This window comes from Chitinophaga sp. RCC_12 (assembly GCF_041360695.1).
Taxonomy (GTDB): Bacteria; Bacteroidota; Bacteroidia; order Chitinophagales; family Chitinophagaceae; genus Chitinophaga.
On sequence record NZ_JBFUPS010000006.1, the window covers coordinates 189,677 to 206,053 of the forward strand.

The following is a 16,377-nucleotide window of genomic DNA, read 5'->3' on the forward strand; positions in this document are numbered from 1 at the left end:
TTCACCGGAATGGTGGCGTGGTATTTTGCGTGTTTTTCCTGCAAAGGCATCAGAAAAATGGGAACCAACGGCTTTCATTACCGGGCACATGCGTGGATATCCTTTACCCATCTGCCTGAAAAATATTTTAAAAAAAATTCCCGGAAGATGTCCAATTTCCTTTTTACCGATCCTTATTGGTGTATAAACGAACAAATTCATCACCAATAAAAACTTAAAAACATGAAACAGAGAATCAATCTGCTGACAAAAGGAGCTAACGCAGTAAAAGCATTATATGGCGTAGGCGCGTATCTTGCAAAATCATCCATTGAAAAATCCCTGCAGCATTTAATTTATTTCCGGGTATCCCAGATGAATGGCTGCGCATTTTGCCTGGATATGCACTCCAAAGATGCACGTGCAGAAGGAGAAACGGAGCAGCGCATTTATATGCTGGCGGGCTGGAGAGAAGCTACTGTGTATACCGACCGTGAGCGGGCTGCCTTTGCCTGGGCAGAAGCAGTTACCAGGCTTACGAACGGCGACGTACCCGATGAAGTATATGACGTAGTTCGTCAGCAGTTTTCAGAGGAAGAGATTGTAGACCTGACCATAGCAGTTACTACCATTAACAGCTATAACCGCATTAATGTGGCTTTCCGTACCTCAGCAGGAAGCTATACGCCGGGGATGTTTGCCGCCAAAGCAAATTAATTCATATATTTCATCCGTGATTTAAATTATAAAAAGATGAAAGAATTCTTATTGTTATTTCGCCAGTCGGAATATGCCTACCGCGAATACTCTGCGGAAGACTTCCAGTCGCTGATGAAGAAGTGGCAGGATTGGACAGGCGGTATTGCTGCACAGGGCAAACTGGTGAGTAACGGCCGTCGCCTTTCTACAGAAGGAAAAGTATTAAAAGCAGGAGGCGTTATTACCGATGGGCCGTTTGTAGAAATCAGGGAACGGCTGGGCGGCTTCTTAGTAGTGCAGGCCGATACGCTGGAAGAAGCTACCACATTGGCTCATGGCTGCCCGGTGCTGGACTCCCAAGGCTGTGTGGAAGTGAGGGAAATAGTTTCGTAACCAGTATCACGGAAATAAAGAAAACCACTCTTTCGTTAGAGTGGTTTTTACTGTTTTAGTATGGAAAAGGAACACGAATCACTGAAGTATTTATTTAAGCAGGAATTCTCAAAAATGGTGGCTGTGATCAGCAAACTTTTTGGGTTGCAGCATATTGAGATCGCAGAAGATATTGTGAGTGAAACATTTTTACTCGCATCGGAAACATGGGGCGTGAAAGGACTCCCTCCCAATCCTGCTGCCTGGCTTTATACCGTAGCCAAACAAAAAGCCATACATCATTTCAGAAGAAATAAAATATTCGACAAAAAAGTATTGCCCGAAATAGTGGCCCGGCAAGAACTGGTGGATGATGCCGAAGCGCTGAGTTTCTCACAGGAGAATATCAAAGACAGCCAGCTGCAAATGCTTTTCGCCATCTGTAATCCGTCTATTGCCAGCGAGGCACAGATAGGGCTGGCGCTGCGCATCCTTTGCGGTTTCGGGATAGATGAAATTGCAGAAGCTTTTTTGTCCAATAAAGAAACCATTAATAAAAGATTGTTCCGGGCGAAAGAGAAACTGCGCGAAGAAAAGATCAGGATGGAGTTGCCCCCGGAAAATGAAATTCCGCAGCGGCTGGATAATGTATTGCATATTATCTACCTGCTTTTCAGTGAAGGATATTACTCCCAGACACAGAACCAGATCCTGCAACAGGATCTTTGCCTGGAAGCGCTCCGCCTGGGATTAATGCTTACGGCTTACGACAAAACCAACCGGCCCAAAACAAATGCGCTCATTGCCCTTATGTGTTTCCACGCTTCCCGCTTCAATGCCAGGCAGGCCGGCGAAGGCGAAGTGGTACTGTATGAAGCGCAAAATGAAGCGCTATGGGATCAGGCATTGATCAACCAGGGCATTTATTTCCTGCAGCTTTCTGCCGAAGGCAATGAGATCAGTTCCTATCACCTGGAAGCCAGGATCGCTTACTGGCATTGTGTGAAAGAGGATACGCCGGAAAAATGGGAAGAGATCCTGCAGTTATACAACGCCCTGCTGATGATCAATTACTCCCCCAGTGTAGCACTGAACCGTACTTTCGCCCTGTATAAAGCAAACGGGCAGCAGGAAGCGCTGGCAGAAGCAGAAAAGTTGAAGCTGGAAAATAATCATTTCTATTATGTGCTGCTGGGAGAACTGTATAAGAATATTGATAATGATAAAGCAAAAGCGAGCTTTCATAGAGCCTGGCAGTTAGCTAAAACAGATACCGAAAAACAAGGCATACAAGTACAAATAAACCGGCTTACCGATGAGCATACACACTAATCTGATCAGGGCTATGGAACATTTCATCCGTATGGATGAAGCCGAGAAGCTATTCATTTCCTCGTTGTTTGTGAGCCGGGAATACCAGAAGAATGATTATTTTCTGCGGGAAGGACAGGTTTGCCGGGAAGCGGGTTTTATTGAGAAGGGGCTGATCCGGTACTACAGTATTAAAGACTCCGGGGAGGAGCTGACATTTGACTTTGGAAAGGAAAATGAATTTACCTGTAATTACGAAAGTTTTCTCGATCATTCTGCTTCGCAGCGCAGCATCCAGTGTATTGAGCCAACCACAATACTGGCGATTTCCTATGAAAATCTTCAATTGCTTTACAGCAAAATAAAAGAAGGGGAAAAATTTGGCCGGTTGATTTGTGAGTACCTGTATTTGAATGCCATAAAAAAAATCACTTCTATTTATAGCGATCAGCCGGAGCAACGTTATCTGCAATTCGTCAACAACTATCCCGACCTGCAGCAGCGCATCCCGCAGTATTATATTTCTTCCTTTGTAGGCGTAAAGCCTCCGTCTTTAAGCCGGATCAGGAAAAGGCTGGCGATGTAGATTTATTAACCTGGGTGAACGAACCCGCGGAAAGCTGTTTTTACCTTTGTTGCATCATCATAAAATAATGCAACAAATGAAAAACACATCTGAAAAAATCGCCTTTTACGCCACCGTATCTATGGGGATATTGCTGGTATTTATCGGGCTTCGCTTCCTCCTCTCCCCGCTGGTGGCGGAAGCTGCTTTTGGCATCCACGTACCTGTAAACGGTAATTTCTCTTTTCATTATATCAAAGGCATCCGCGATCTGTTTACCGGCATTGCTATACTTGGCGTACTATGGACCGGCGAGCGCCGTGCATTGGGAGTGCTATTGCTGGCAGGAGCCATTATCCCGGTGGTGGATTTCAGCCTGGTGTTGCAAAATCCCGTATATGAAACCGGCAAACTGATTCCGCACGTGGTAGCTATTGTAATGGCGCTGGTGCTCGGAGGGTTTTATCTTTCTTCCACCGCCCAAAAAACATCCCATGCTCTTTAATATTGTGTTGCTTCTGCACTTCGGATGCTTTTTAGGATATCTCGCTATATTGGTGACCCAGCGGACCGATTACCATACAAAAGTGCGCGACCATAAAGGACTGATACTGGGCATTGTGCTGCTGGTAACCGGTATCATACTGGTGGCGCTGAAATATCCGCATGTCAATTATTACAAAGTGATACCCAAAACCGGCCTGTTCGCGGTGGTAACGTTCATCAATATACGTTTCACAAACAAAGTATTTACAAAGCCGGCTTACTATGCGTTACTGGCGTCAACACTGGCGGCTGCCTGCATAGCGGTATGGCATTAAAAAAGGGAGCTAACCAATATGGTCAGCTCCCCCTCGACATCATTGCTCTCTGCTATTGATAATTATAATTATCCCAGTAAGGATTTTTTGCTCTTGCTGCAGCAGGCACCCAGAAAATCGGGCTGGTTAAATTATTTTCTCCTGCTACTTTCTTGAAGTTATCCGGGTTGTTGGTCAGCTCAATAGTTGGATAACGTACTCTTTCAGGCATTGGTTTCCATACGGAAGTATGCCAGGTGAAGGGTTCCAACTTCGGATGACGGGTCCTTCTCAGTTCTGCCCACAGTTCGTAAGGCTGGTAGAGATTCAGGTGAATATACTTTTGCTGCATCAGGATTTCCATTTTGTCGTCCAGTGTAGCGGCCAGCGTAAACTTGGCTTTAACCACATCGCCCCATGCGCTCACTACTGCTGCAGATGGTTTCGTAGGGTATACCATGGCTGTTTGCTGAGGTGTCATCTGGGTTTTAGCGTAGCTGCTCAGTTGATTAATGGTGTACCAGAAATCTATCGAGTGTGTTACTTCGTCTTTAATGTGTTCTTCAGCGGATTTGCCGGTATTCGCTAATCCTTTCAGCGCTATTTCCGCCAGCAGCAGATCCAGCTCTCCCAATGAACTCATATAAACCGGCATCTTCGCATTCTGGTGGAAGGTAGCATGGTTGTAAGTAGATTTGGCATTGGTAGAAAAAGTAGAAGCGATATTATCTGCATACGGATAATACCTTTCTCCGCTGTTATACAATGCAGATTGTTCTTCAATATTAGCAGATACACCACGGTAATCCAGGTATTTGGTAGGCATAGCCAGCACGGGCAGGCGCGGATCATCAATCCCTTCCTGGTAAGCAGGTGTGCCGTAGTTCATCCTTTTCATGATGATGTTCGGGATAAAGGAGGCGAAGGTATTTTCATACACCCCACGAATCCATGTTCCGCCACCGGTGGGATCAATATCAAACCAGTAGAACCAGTAAAGATCCGTTTGTGGCAAAGGCTTAGCCAGTGCTGCCTGGATCAGCGGTTTGGCATATGCTTCTTCCACTCCGGCGATTCTTACCAGCAATTTCAGGCGGGTAAAATTGATCAGGGATACCCACTTATTGATATCACCGTGGAAGGCTATATCCTGCTCCGTAAATACGGTTTTGGCATCAGCCGACATCTGTGAATAGGCAGCGGGCAGTTCATCCACAATAGCTCCCAGTTCCTGTATGATAGACTGGTAGATCTCTTTTGGATCATCATATTTAGGGAAGAGGTATTTAGGTTCTTTTTTTGCTCCCTGGAAAGCATCTGAATAAGGAACCGAATTAAAGAAATCTACCAGCTTGGCGCTTTGGTAACATTTTATAAAGCTAACCAGTTTCAGGTATACATCTCCATCCTGTTTCAATTGCCCGGTACGTGCATTCACAGAATCCCTGATCACTTCATAATTCTTCAACCGGGTATAACTGTGTTGAAAGAAAGATTGCCCGTTGATGGGAGAATCATCAAATCCGTTACCGGTGGTTAAATCATTGTATGTGGAGAACCAGTCGTAGCGATAAGATACAAACCGTTGCACCACTTGCTCATAGCCGGTGATACTGGTACCTCCGTTGAGCAGGTAATACCACTCGCCGTAGTCCTGTGCAAATATTTTATTGTTTGTAAGCACGCCGGTAAATAAGCCGGGCACCACATCTATAGTACTGCCGGTGGAGAGCTTGTCTTTGTCGTAGAACCGGTCTTCCAGGTCTTTTTTACAAGCTCCCAGGACGGAAGCAGAAAGCAGGAAAATATATAAGTAAGCTTTTTTCATTTTTTTCAGTTTATACATTAGAAAGCAACATTTAACCCCAGGGAGTAAGTCCTTTGGGAAGGGTAGATGGTATTTTCCACGAAAACATCTGCACCCAGCGCTCCTTCCGGATCAATATTGGGAATAGATTTGTAGAGATAGAACAGGTTACGGGCAGCTGCGGTGACCGTGAGCCTTTGCATTCTTATCCTTTTGGAAATTTCCGCGGGTAATGTATAGGAAAGCGCTACTTCCCTCACTTTGATGTAATTGTTTTTGAATACGCGATCCGGTGGGAAAGAGGTAGCCAGGTCGTTTGCATAGCTTCCATAATAAGAAGAAGCACTGGTGATGATATCATTGGTTACATACTTCCCATTATCATCAATTTTCACACCGGGCAGGACCAGACCATCGTGATACACCTTACCATCCGCAGACTGAGCAGGCGCTGGCTGTGAATGCTGCCACGGCACGTTCTGTTCGTTAGAATTAATATAATAGGCCAAACCGCCGTTTTCTTCATCGCGGTATTTCATGGTATTTTCTAACTGCCCAACACCTGTTAAACGGTTGTTGGTGTAGCTGAAAATAGTACCGCCGTATTTGTAATCCAGCCCGATACGGAAGTTGAAGTTCTTATACTGGAAGTCGGAAATAAACCCGCCGTATACTTTTGGCATTACATTGCCGGCTACGGTTGATTTCTGATCATCGAGTATATAGATACCCTGGTTGTTGACTACTTTATTGCCAGCTTCATCACGTTTATAATCGTTCATTACAATTTCACCATACGGGCGACCTTCATCTGCATGAATAGATGCAGCAGCGCCATTAATCAGGTTACTGAAAGGATAATTGGTAACGCCCGGATACAGGTCTATTACTTTTGATGCCTGGCTGGCGGCATTCAGGGTGAGGCTCCAGCGGTAGTTTTTACCTACCAGTGGTACGCCTGTTAATGCCAGTTCAAAACCCCAGGCCTTTACATCACCCGCATTCACGATCAGACCAGTGGAACTGGAGGCTGAAGAAATAGGTAAGCTGATGATCTGGTTGTAGCGGTGGTTGGTATAGAAAGAGAAATCGAGGATCACCCTATCCTGTGGCAGGAAGGTGTTGTTGATCCCAATTTCAAATTCCCTTTTACGCTCTGGTTTCAGGGCGCCCGGTAACAATTTGTCGGGAGGAGAAACGGAGTTGGCGCCTGTACTTGGCAGACGAGTGTATCCATACAGGTTATTGGCGAAATAACGGGTAGTACCGTTACCTACATCCGCCCAGGACAATCTCAGCTGTCCACTGTTTACGCCGGCAAGCCGGTAACGTTCTGTATAATTCCAGGTAAGTGCAGCGCCCGGATAAAAATACTTGTTGTTTTCCGGAGGAAGAGTAGAGTTCCAGTCCTGGCGACCCTGCAATTCCAATGTAAATTCATTCTTCCAGGACAGTGCTGCTGAGGCCAGCAAGCTATATAATACGTCAGAACCTCTTGTATAGTTTCTGAGCAGGTGTGCATTGTCGGCACTGGGTGTTCCCAGCTGATTGGAGAAAGAATACCAATCGGGGAAGGTAAGTCCACCAACGGTGCTGGTGGCCAGGTAATCCACATTACGCAGGCGGTACACACCGCCTCCAAATGCGAACAAACGGAGATCGTTGTTCAGGAATGATTTATTATAGTTCAGTAACGCCTGGTAAGTTTGGGTGGTAGCGTTTTCCTTTGCTACGCCAAAACTTCCTTTGTCTACCGTGGGAAGCAACCTGGTTATACTTACCTCTGTATTATAATTGGTATTATCATAATCCAACCCCGCCTGTCCTACGAGGAAAATATTCTTCGTAAAGTTTAATGTTACTTTGGCAGAGGTAATCATGTGGATGTTTTCATCCTTGTAGCGGTTCTTTTTGTTATTCCAGATATAGTTGCCAAGTAAGTTAAAGGCATCGGATACACGTGCATTGGAAAGATCCCTTTTATAGCCGGTGGCATCTGTATAATAAGGATATACCAGGTTATAATCATAGTCAACCGGGTATCCCCATGCTACCGGTCCATCGTTCTGGGAACGGCGGTTTTGGGTAGAGATGCTGTAAATGTTGGAGATCACTTCAAAGGAAGCCAGTTCGGATGCTTTGATATTACCATTGAAGCTAAAGGAGTTCCTTTTCTGCCAGGAATTATCACCGGCAATATCCTGGTAATTATAGTTGGTATAAGAAGCCCTGATACTACCCTTTTCATTACTGCCCGCAATTGCTACGTTGGCAGAAGTAGAGTGACCGTTCTGGAAGAGTGACATAAAGTTATTCGCATGCGGCGAATTCTTCACCATGGAACTATCGTAGAACATCACATTGGCACCATCGAAAGCAGGACCGAAGCTGAAGCGCTTATTGGGCAGCATCCTGGTTTTTACGCCATTGATGGTTTCATAGGTCGTATCATAAAGGTTGTCACCCAGCCCATATTTGGTTTGCAGCTTCAGGTAAGATACCGGTTGTTCTATGGTGTGTTGTATGTTACCGGTCATACCAAATCCTTTCACATTACGGCCGTTTTTGGTAGTAATGATCATTACACCGTTGGCGGCATCGCTACCATACAATACAGTCGCTTTAGCGCCTTTCAGGATATCGATTGATTCGATATCGTCCGGGTTAATATCATTGATACCGGCGCCATAGTCGAATCCCTGCCCCACGTCACCGCCTATCTGTGTTTTACGGTCGCTCAGGATTACGCCGTCTACCACAAACAGGGGTCTTACGTTCTGATCGGGGTTCATACTGGCTGCGCCGCGGATGTTAATCCTAACGCCGCCCTGCGGACCGGATGCGCCAACGTTTACGCCTACACCGGCTGCTTTACCATACAGGGCAAGGAATGGGTTCATGGTTGAACCGGCCTTGGTAAGTTCATCGCCTTTAATGGTGCTGATCGCGTATCCGAGTGTTCCCTTCGGGCGTTTGATACCGAGAGCGGTAACCACCATTTCATTCAACCCGCTGGAGGCAATGGAAAGTGTTACGTTCAGGAATGTGGAGGTGCCGAGGGTAACTGATTTTGATTCATATCCTACAGAGGTGAATACCAGTACTACATTGCCTTCCGGCACATCAAGACTGAACCGGCCCTGTACATCTGTGGTGGCACCGTTTTTAGTGCCTTTGATGAGAATGGTGACGCCGGGGATGGGTGTTCCGGTGCTGTCTTTTACCGTACCGCTTATTTTACGGAGTACTACTTCCGGTATGGCGATGAAGGGAGTGGCATTTTCCAGCCTGATATCTTTCTCTTTTACAGCGATGATTTTGCCGATCACTTCATAACTGAAGGGTTGGTTTCTGAAAAGCAGTGCCAGTACGTCTTCCAGCGAACCATTCCGGATGGAGATATCTACCGGCTTACTTTTGGTGAGCATAGCATCTTCATACCAGAACTTATAGCCGGATTGCTTTTTTATTTCTTCAAATACCTTTTGGATCGGTGCGTTCTTTTGCGACAAGGTTATCTGTTGCGACAGAGATTTGGCGCTGATCTGCAAACAAACTACCGTTAAGAGGATAGCCGTAATCTTCATTTGCTTAATCAGTTGTTTTTTTATCCTCAGATGGGCACCTGATTTTCTGAATGTCAGGACGCGATCTTTGATGGTTGATAATAGCCCAGGTACAAAGACGGGCTTTGCATGACAATTAGATTGCATACATTTGTGGTGTTTGGGTTGAGATAAATCTTGATTTCTGATAAGTATTGATGTCAGGTACCAGACCCAGGCTCTTTTCCAGGGGCGGGTGAGATCGCTCCTGGTTTTTTATGCCGGTTCTTACCACACGTCATTCAGGGACCTTTGTTCATGGTAATAGCAATTTGGTTGATATAATGAATAAGATACTTACGGCATAACGATCAGCCTGCGTTGTTCCATTTTAAAATGGATCCTGCTGATTTCCAGTAATCGCAATAATTCTGACAAGTTCGCGTCTCTCGGAATATCTCCTGTGAAGCTGCGGACGGGTATTGCGCCGCTATATACTACTTCCACATCGTACCATCTTTCCACCTGCCGCATGATTGTTTTGATGTCTGCACTTTTAAAAGAAGTAAGTCCGTTTTTCCATGCTACCGCCAGGCTTACGTCAGCATTTTCTATTACTTTCATTTTGCCGTTTGGTTCCAGCAGTGATTGTTCTCCCGGCTTTAATACACTGGAAGCATTTGCCTGGCTTACCTTTACGGCGCCTTCCAGCAGGGTAGTTCTCATGGCTGCTTCATCGGCGTAAGCCATTACATTGAAGCTGGTGCCCAATACCGCGATACTGGCGTTATTAACGGATACAAAAAATGGCTGGCTGGCATTCCTGGCTACTTCAAAGTAGGCTTCCCCGTTTAGTTCCACCCGGCGTTCCTTTCCAACAAAGGCAGTTGGAAATTTCAGGGAAGAGGCGGCATTCAGCCACACTTTTGAGCCATCCGGCAGTTCCAGCTGATACTGTCCCCCTTTGGGGGTTTTTAATATGTTATAGGCTATACTATTAGCAGCTGTCTGCTTGTTTTGGTCGTATTTCAGCATTCCCGGGCTCACATGTAAATTCACATTCCCTTGTTTCGCCAGTGTGCCCTTCAGTGAGCTATCCAGCGCTATCACATTCCCGTTTGCCAGTGTGAGCATGGCTTTTGTTCCGCCCGGTTTCACATCTTTTTTTATATTTTCTGTTACCACAGCTGGTAACTTATCTGCTTTCCGTGTTTTGGTGACCAGCAGCAAGATGCTGGTGGCGACGATCAATAATAATACAGCAGCGGCCCAACGCTGCCAGTAAACCCATTTAAGCGGCTGCCGCGCCGGTACCTGGTTTAGCTGGGGCGAGGGAAAAAACATTTCATCTTCCTCACCGGACTGTATCCAGGCTTCTTCGATCAGCAATTCCAGCTGCGTTTGATTATCTGCCGCATTTAAAAAATCACTTAACTCGGATTGTTCCGCCTGGGTGATTGTTTTACCCGCATATCGGCTAAGCAGGTAGCGCAACCTGGTATTATCCATCAGCATAGATTGATTCTACCCTATAAGACAGCAACAAGTATAAAAAAGAGGTAATGGTGTAAGAAAAAAAATTTACCCCCTGAAAGGTGTGACCAGAATAAGCATCAGCAAATTGATTTCCGGGTGCGTCATTGCATAACTCCGGATGGAACGCAGGGCCAGTACCATGTGCTTCTTAACTGTTTCCAGAGAGATGGCCATACGCTCAGCAATTTCAGCCTGGCGGAGACCTTCATCCCGGCTTAAAAGATATACTTTCTGACGCTGGGCCGGCAGTTCTGAGATGGCCTGGTCTATGATGCGCCGGTAATTCCGGATGACAGCATCATCTTCCTGGTCGTGGGTAGCCGCTATACTGGTTTCCCATGCCTGTTTCCTGGCCAGCTCCCGGCCAAGCTTCTTCAGGAAGGATATGCTATAGTTCCTGGCTACTGCATACAGGTAAGGATGAAAATGTTCTACCTGCCTTAACTTCTCCCGTTTTTCCCAGATCCGGATAAATATTTCCTGTACAATCTCTTCGGCCAGCGGTTTGGATCCCGTTAGCTGCATAACAAATGCTCCCAGCCTGTTTTGGTAGGTATGAAATAAATGTGCAAAGGCAGCCTCATCGCCCTGCGACACCCTGAATAGTAAATCTGGTTCACTATTTAATTGCACGGTATTCAAAATAAATGTAAGTGCTTCCCCCGAAGCTAATCTGGTTGATATAACATAAAGGTATGCATTCCTTTGCTGATAAAAAATCACACCTTTCGGCCACCTGCCGGAAATGTTAATTCCACATCAATGATTGTTAACCAACAATTAATTTCCACTGCAATGAACCAAACAGTATTCTCCTGTATTTTTAATATAAATACTTCCATTATGAACCTGAAAACCCTTTTGGTGGCCCTGGCCATCCTTTCTCTTTTTGGCTGTAAAAAAGACCTGGTAAATCCTGATGCTGCAGCCAGCGGTGAAGCAATCACAAAAAACGCGGTAACCGGCGCTTTAAGCGTAACCCTTACCGGCTGGATGAGCGCCATTGCAGACAATACCAGTCTCACGGCCCTGTCTATTCCCGGCACACACGACAGCGGCGCCCGTGTGGAACCGGTTGGCGGCACCGCCAAATGTCAGAACCTCAGCATCCGCGAACAACTGGATGCCGGTACCCGTTTCCTTGATATCCGTTGCCGGCACATCGGCGATGCTTTCGCCATTCACCACGGTTCTATTTACCAGAACCTCAATTTTACGGACGTACTTACCGCCTGTTATGATTTCCTGGCAGCAAATCCTTCAGAAACGATTGTAATGTGTGTAAAAGAGGAGTATGATCCTACCAACAACACCCGCTCCTTTGAGCAAACTTTCGACAGCTATACACAGCTGCAACCCTCCAAATGGTATTTGGGCGATGCGGTTCCAAACCTCGGCCAGGTAAGGGGCAAAATTGTGCTGCTGAGAAGATTTGGCGCCACCAGTACCCCCAAAGGTATTGAAGCCACCAACTGGGCAGATAATACCACGTTTTCTATCAATAACGCCAACTCCTCCCTGCGGGTGCAGGACCAGTATGTAGTACCCGATAATAACGCGAAATGGACAGGCATTACCAACCTGTTCACAGAAGCTAAGAACGGCAGCCAGTCGGTACTCTACATCAATTTCACCAGTGGCTATAAATCACTGATCTTTGGCATTCCCAGCATTACTACCGTTTCCAATGCCATCAATCCACAGATCAACACTTACTTTACCAGTAACACGCATGGCAGATATGGTATTATCCCGATGGATTTTGCAGCGGCCGACCGGAATACGCTGATCATTAATACTAATTTCTAAAGATATATGGTCAATAAATGAAAGGAGGCCGCTTCATCGGGGATGAAGCGGCCTCCTTTTTCCCGGTTTTTAAAATGCCGGGAAGTTGTTATCTTTAGATAACTCCAGAAAAGATTCATCAGACAGCTATCCCATAACAGTATAAAACCATTGTGAAATAATATTCTTACCCCCAAATTTTAAAAATCAATTGTTATGAATTACCCCAACAAAGTAATTAAGGCTGGTGAAACAAACAGCCAGATTGTAAAAGCCATTCAACAAAGACTGATTGAACTCGGTATTGGTACTTTACAGGGCACAGGCACCTTTGGCCCCAAAACTGTATCTGCCGTAAAACAATTCCAGGCACTGCACCGCGACCGGTTTGGCAATCCGCTTATTGTGGATGGTGAAGTGGGCGCCATTACCTGGGAAGTATTGTTTGACGATGGTGTACCGGAAGAAACAAATGCGCCCAATACGCTACTTGCCAAAGCGATTGAAGTTGCCGAAAGCCAGATTGGCGTGATGGAAGTACCTCCTGGCAGCAACCGGGGACCACAGGTAGAAGCCTATCTGGCCAGTACCAATACCCCTCCCGGCAACTACTGGTGCGCCGCCTTTGTATACTGGTGCTTCAAAAAAGCCGCAGCAGACCTGGGCATTTCTAATCCCGTTGTTAAAACTGCCGGCTGCCTGGATCACTGGAACAAAACAAAAGCGCTGAAAATCACCACCGCAAAAGCTATCAACAACCCCTCCCTGATAGTTCCGGGCAGCATCTTCATTAAAAGCCATGGTGGCGGCTTCGGTCATACCGGTATCGTAACCGCTGTAAATGGTGGCTTTATTGAAACCATTGAAGGCAATAGCAACCCCAACGGCAGCAGTAACGGGATTGGCGTGTTCCGTATTAAATTCCGGAAGATAAATTCCATTGAGAAAGGGTTCATTATTTACGGATAAATTCCTGCTTCCGGGCCGCCAACCTGTTGCCCGGAAGTATTACTTCACCATAAACACGCTTCTTTTTCATTTTATAATAAAAAAGATATTTCAAATAGCGTTTTATTCCCTTCTTTTTTGATTAAATTCATTAGCGAAAACCTAAGTATACTACCCCAAAATAAACACCCTCAATAAATGATACCTCATTGGAAAGTTATCCAGGAAGTAGCAAATCGTTTTGGCGACCGTCAGCCACAGTTTGAAGCCGCCGAAAGAAAGATGTGTGCCTTACGGGAAGCCAATCAGCCTTTAGTACAACTGGAAGATAATCCCACACGGGTGCAATATCGTGTGGCCCGCGAAAACACGCCCCTGGTGGCAACTGCGCTGGAGCGGATTACAGGCACGGCCGACTTCCAGGACAAATATGTGCTGGACAGGTTATCTGAAATGTCGAAGGCCGTGTGCCGTATCCTGAAAGGCGGGACGCCCATTGGCACCGGTTTCCTCGTAACAGAAGATATCCTGCTGACCAACCACCATGTGATTGAATCGGCTGATGATGCCGAAGACATGATGGCAGAATTCAACTATGAAGTGGACGCTACTACAAAAGCGCTGAAAAGAAGCGCTTCCTTCAAACTGGATGCCCGCAAGTTTTTTATGACCTCCAGCCTGGAAGTAAGTAAAACCACGCTGAACAGCGGTCTCGACTTCACCCTGATAGGTGTAAACCTGACCGGTACTTTTGGTGAATTACTGTCGCAGTTTCCGCCCATCCGTCTTGACGGCAACCTCGGCAAAATCATCAAAGGCGAATCCTGTGTAATTGTGCAGCACCCCAACGGACTGCCTAAAAAAGTGGTACTGAAAGATATCCGCTTCTTCTCTGAAACGGGCACCCGCCTGGTGTATGAATCGGATACACTGCCCGGCAGCAGCGGCTCCCCGGTATTCGGAATGGGTACCTGCGAAATTATTGCCCTGCATCACAGCGGGCTTTCCCGCACGGATGATCAAAACCGCGTACTTACCCGGAGTGGACAACTGGCCACTCCTGAAACACCGGACGACGAGATTGACTGGATCGGCAATGAAGGCATTAAAGTGAGTGTAATTGTCAGCGCTGTACGGGAAGCCACGTTAAGTCCGGATATGGAAAAAGGCCGCCGCGCTTTATTAAAAGATACCGACAATATAGCACCGCAACTGAAGCAGGCCTTACCCGACCAGGCCAGCGTCCGGAGTGGTGTAAACAATGTAGTAACAGCTGCAGCTGCGAGCAATAACAGCACTCCATCCAATGTTCCCGATATTCCTTCATCTCCCAAAGAAAATACTATGGATGTTCCTTCATCTGCCAATATCAGTACCCCTACCGCCTTTATAATCTCTGCATTGAATAAACCGGAAACGGTGGCGCAGATAGAAGCGGTATTATCTGTAAAATATCCGCCGGGTGTTAAGCTGTCGCTGCTTACACCCGCCACCGCCGTTGCCGGCAAAGAAGAGTTGTTTACGTTTACCACCAACTTCAGTGGCAATGCCCATGAAGAAGCCGGGAAACTGGCACAGGTACCAGGCATCTTTTATGCAGAAGCAGATCTGCCTTTATACCTGAATGCCGATACCGTTAATATTATCAGGAAGGGTGGCGGTCCTGCCGAATCCGGCTTTCTGTTTGACGACGGTTATGGCACGCCCAACGAAGATGCTTTCCTTAAAAATTATACGGTAACGGCTGTGAGCAAATTTGTTGCCGGCCGGAAAGCAGAAGAATACCGGCGCTGGAACTGGTATGCCACCGGGTTCGATAAGATATTGCTGACACAACAAACACCTGCATCCCCGCATGAAAAAGGCATCCGTGTTGTACAGTTTGATACCGGTTATACCGACCATTCCAAAGTAGCCGGTGCATTTGACACCGACAACGATTATAACTTCCTCGATAATACCAATGACGCGCTGGACTTGCGCACCATATCGCTGGGAAAGCAACCCGGTCATGGCACCCGCACCGGCAGCCTGTTAATTGGCCACGACTTTTCACCTGCCGCAGGTAACGGCAACTGCGGCTTACTGGCTCCCGACAATTACAAACTGGTTCCGTTTCGTATAGCCGAAACAGTAGTCATCATCAACAGGCAGCAGCAACTGGCAGCAGCATTGGATGCAGCCATTGCCCAGGGTTTTGATATCATTACCATGAGCATGGGCATTCCCCCTACGCTCACCACTGCACGGCTGGCAAAAAAGGCATATGAAAGTGGCGTTATCTGGTGCTGTGCAGCGGGTAACAGCGTGCAGGCGGTAGTAGCACCCGCTGTGTTTCCCGGCACTATTGCAGTGGCAGCGTCCAATCCGCTGGACCGGGAATGGACCGGATCTTCGAGAGGAGATACAGTAGATATTACTGCGCCGGGAGAAGATGTGCTGGTACCCATCTGGCAGGCGGCAGGCGACCACCTGGAAGGTTTTGCCTATGGCGATGGCACCAGCTACGCCACACCGCATGTTGCTGCCGCAGCTGCATACTGGCTGGCAAAATACCAGGACCAGCTCAGGGCGCCGGAATATGCCGGCTGGAAAAGAGTAGAAGCTTTCCGGCAGGCGCTGAAAGACTCTGCCCGCAAAAGCGATCAACTACCCACGAAAGGTTTTGGCAGTGGTATTCTCAACGCAGAAAAACTTCTAAACACGCCCCCTAAACCCGCCGGCAAATTAAACAACCAATACAACGGCTGGAACGAAAGCGCTTTCCTGAACTCGCTGCAGGGTTATGGCGAAATAGTAAAAACTTACTGGAACAAACTTCACAATGCCATTTTTGGTACAAGAAGAGGCAACCAGGAATCGCTCACCGCTATTTCCACTCCAATGTCCGACAGTGCGCGGATGCTGGAAAGCGCCACCTTTGGAAAGAGCAGAAGCGCCTATGAAAGCACCACTCCTGCCACCTATCCGGATCTGCTTCAACGGTTTAACACCGTTCAGTCTATTATTGAAAATGCCGCTAAATAA

Annotated in this window: 13 protein-coding genes; 9 read left to right on the plus strand and 4 right to left on the minus strand. The window is 46.8% G+C overall.

The genetic code is table 11. The annotated features are described in order from the left end of the window. Positions 1 to 222: 222 nt before the first annotated feature. From AB6805_RS19125 to AB6805_RS19150, 6 genes are all read left to right on the plus strand, one after another. Positions 223 to 696, plus strand: coding sequence for a carboxymuconolactone decarboxylase family protein (locus AB6805_RS19125; protein ID WP_370911049.1), 474 nt, complete (start codon positions 223 to 225; stop codon positions 694 to 696). A 36-nt stretch (positions 697 to 732) separates the two neighbouring features. Then, entirely contained in the window at positions 733 to 1,071 is a 339-nt protein-coding gene (locus AB6805_RS19130) for a YciI family protein (protein WP_370911050.1), read from the plus strand. Between the two features lie 60 nt (positions 1,072 to 1,131). Continuing rightward, on the plus strand, positions 1,132 to 2,382 hold the full coding sequence (locus AB6805_RS19135) for an RNA polymerase sigma factor (RefSeq protein ID WP_370911051.1): 1,251 nt from the start codon (positions 1,132 to 1,134) through the stop codon (positions 2,380 to 2,382). Further along, a complete protein-coding gene (locus AB6805_RS19140) occupies positions 2,366 to 2,947 on the plus strand; it encodes a Crp/Fnr family transcriptional regulator (protein WP_370911052.1) in 582 nt (193 codons plus the stop codon). Before AB6805_RS19135 ends, AB6805_RS19140 begins: the two co-directional genes overlap by 17 nt. Before the next feature lie 76 nt (positions 2,948 to 3,023). Then, on the plus strand, positions 3,024 to 3,431 hold the full coding sequence (locus tag AB6805_RS19145) for a DUF4267 domain-containing protein (RefSeq protein WP_370911053.1): 408 nt from the start codon (positions 3,024 to 3,026) through the stop codon (positions 3,429 to 3,431). Next, positions 3,421 to 3,747 (plus strand): hypothetical protein, encoded by a 327-nt coding sequence (locus tag AB6805_RS19150; RefSeq protein WP_370911054.1) that lies wholly within the window; start codon positions 3,421 to 3,423, stop codon positions 3,745 to 3,747. The genes AB6805_RS19145 and AB6805_RS19150 overlap by 11 nt, the downstream gene beginning before the upstream one ends. Positions 3,748 to 3,799: 52 nt before the next feature. On the opposite strand, the gene AB6805_RS19155 is transcribed toward AB6805_RS19150, so the two are convergent. From AB6805_RS19155 to AB6805_RS19170, 4 genes are all read right to left on the minus strand, one after another. Continuing rightward, a complete protein-coding gene (locus AB6805_RS19155; RefSeq protein ID WP_370911055.1) occupies positions 3,800 to 5,554 on the minus strand; it encodes a SusD/RagB family nutrient-binding outer membrane lipoprotein in 1,755 nt (584 codons plus the stop codon). Positions 5,555 to 5,571: 17 nt separating this feature from the next. Beyond that, entirely contained in the window at positions 5,572 to 9,120 is a 3,549-nt protein-coding gene (locus AB6805_RS19160) for a SusC/RagA family TonB-linked outer membrane protein (protein WP_370911056.1), read from the minus strand. Positions 9,121 to 9,435: 315 nt separating this feature from the next. Next, positions 9,436 to 10,587, minus strand: a complete 1,152-nt coding sequence (locus tag AB6805_RS19165) for a FecR family protein (RefSeq protein WP_370911057.1) — start codon at positions 10,585 to 10,587, stop codon at positions 9,436 to 9,438. A gap of 72 nt (positions 10,588 to 10,659) precedes the next feature. Further along, on the minus strand, positions 10,660 to 11,247 hold the full coding sequence (locus tag AB6805_RS19170) for an RNA polymerase sigma-70 factor (RefSeq protein ID WP_370911058.1): 588 nt from the start codon (positions 11,245 to 11,247) through the stop codon (positions 10,660 to 10,662). Positions 11,248 to 11,457: 210 nt separating this feature from the next. On the opposite strand from AB6805_RS19170, the gene AB6805_RS19175 reads away from it, so the two are divergent. The 3 genes from AB6805_RS19175 to AB6805_RS19185 all read left to right on the plus strand — a co-directional run bounded on the left by AB6805_RS19175 (position 11,458) and on the right by AB6805_RS19185 (position 16,377). Next, complete coding sequence (locus AB6805_RS19175; RefSeq protein ID WP_370911059.1) at positions 11,458 to 12,423, plus strand: phosphatidylinositol-specific phospholipase C; 966 nt, start codon at positions 11,458 to 11,460, stop codon at positions 12,421 to 12,423. Between the two features lie 195 nt (positions 12,424 to 12,618). Then, positions 12,619 to 13,371 carry a CHAP domain-containing protein gene (locus AB6805_RS19180; protein ID WP_370911060.1) on the plus strand — a complete coding sequence of 251 codons (753 nt, stop codon included), beginning with the start codon at positions 12,619 to 12,621 and terminating at the stop codon, positions 13,369 to 13,371. Positions 13,372 to 13,548: 177 nt separating this feature from the next. Next, the gene (locus AB6805_RS19185; RefSeq protein WP_370911061.1) at positions 13,549 to 16,377 is read left to right on the plus strand and encodes a S8 family serine peptidase; all 2,829 of its coding nucleotides are present in this window, start codon (positions 13,549 to 13,551) and stop codon (positions 16,375 to 16,377) included.

Coding starts and splice junctions, on each gene's coding strand:
- AB6805_RS19130 (WP_370911050.1), top strand. CDS start 733: ATGAAAGAATTCTTATTGTTATTTCGCCAGTCGGAATATGCCTACCGC.
- AB6805_RS19140 (WP_370911052.1), top strand. CDS start 2,366: ATGAGCATACACACTAATCTGATCAGGGCTATGGAACATTTCATCCGT.
- AB6805_RS19185 (WP_370911061.1), top strand. CDS start 13,549: ATGATACCTCATTGGAAAGTTATCCAGGAAGTAGCAAATCGTTTTGGC.
- AB6805_RS19165 (WP_370911057.1), bottom strand. CDS start 10,587: ATGGATAATACCAGGTTGCGCTACCTGCTTAGCCGATATGCGGGTAAA.
- AB6805_RS19160 (WP_370911056.1), bottom strand. CDS start 9,120: ATGAAGATTACGGCTATCCTCTTAACGGTAGTTTGTTTGCAGATCAGC.
- AB6805_RS19155 (WP_370911055.1), bottom strand. CDS start 5,554: ATGAAAAAAGCTTACTTATATATTTTCCTGCTTTCTGCTTCCGTCCTG.
- AB6805_RS19150 (WP_370911054.1), top strand. CDS start 3,421: ATGCTCTTTAATATTGTGTTGCTTCTGCACTTCGGATGCTTTTTAGGA.
- AB6805_RS19175 (WP_370911059.1), top strand. CDS start 11,458: ATGAACCTGAAAACCCTTTTGGTGGCCCTGGCCATCCTTTCTCTTTTT.
- AB6805_RS19135 (WP_370911051.1), top strand. CDS start 1,132: ATGGAAAAGGAACACGAATCACTGAAGTATTTATTTAAGCAGGAATTC.
- AB6805_RS19180 (WP_370911060.1), top strand. CDS start 12,619: ATGAATTACCCCAACAAAGTAATTAAGGCTGGTGAAACAAACAGCCAG.
- AB6805_RS19125 (WP_370911049.1), top strand. CDS start 223: ATGAAACAGAGAATCAATCTGCTGACAAAAGGAGCTAACGCAGTAAAA.
- AB6805_RS19145 (WP_370911053.1), top strand. CDS start 3,024: ATGAAAAACACATCTGAAAAAATCGCCTTTTACGCCACCGTATCTATG.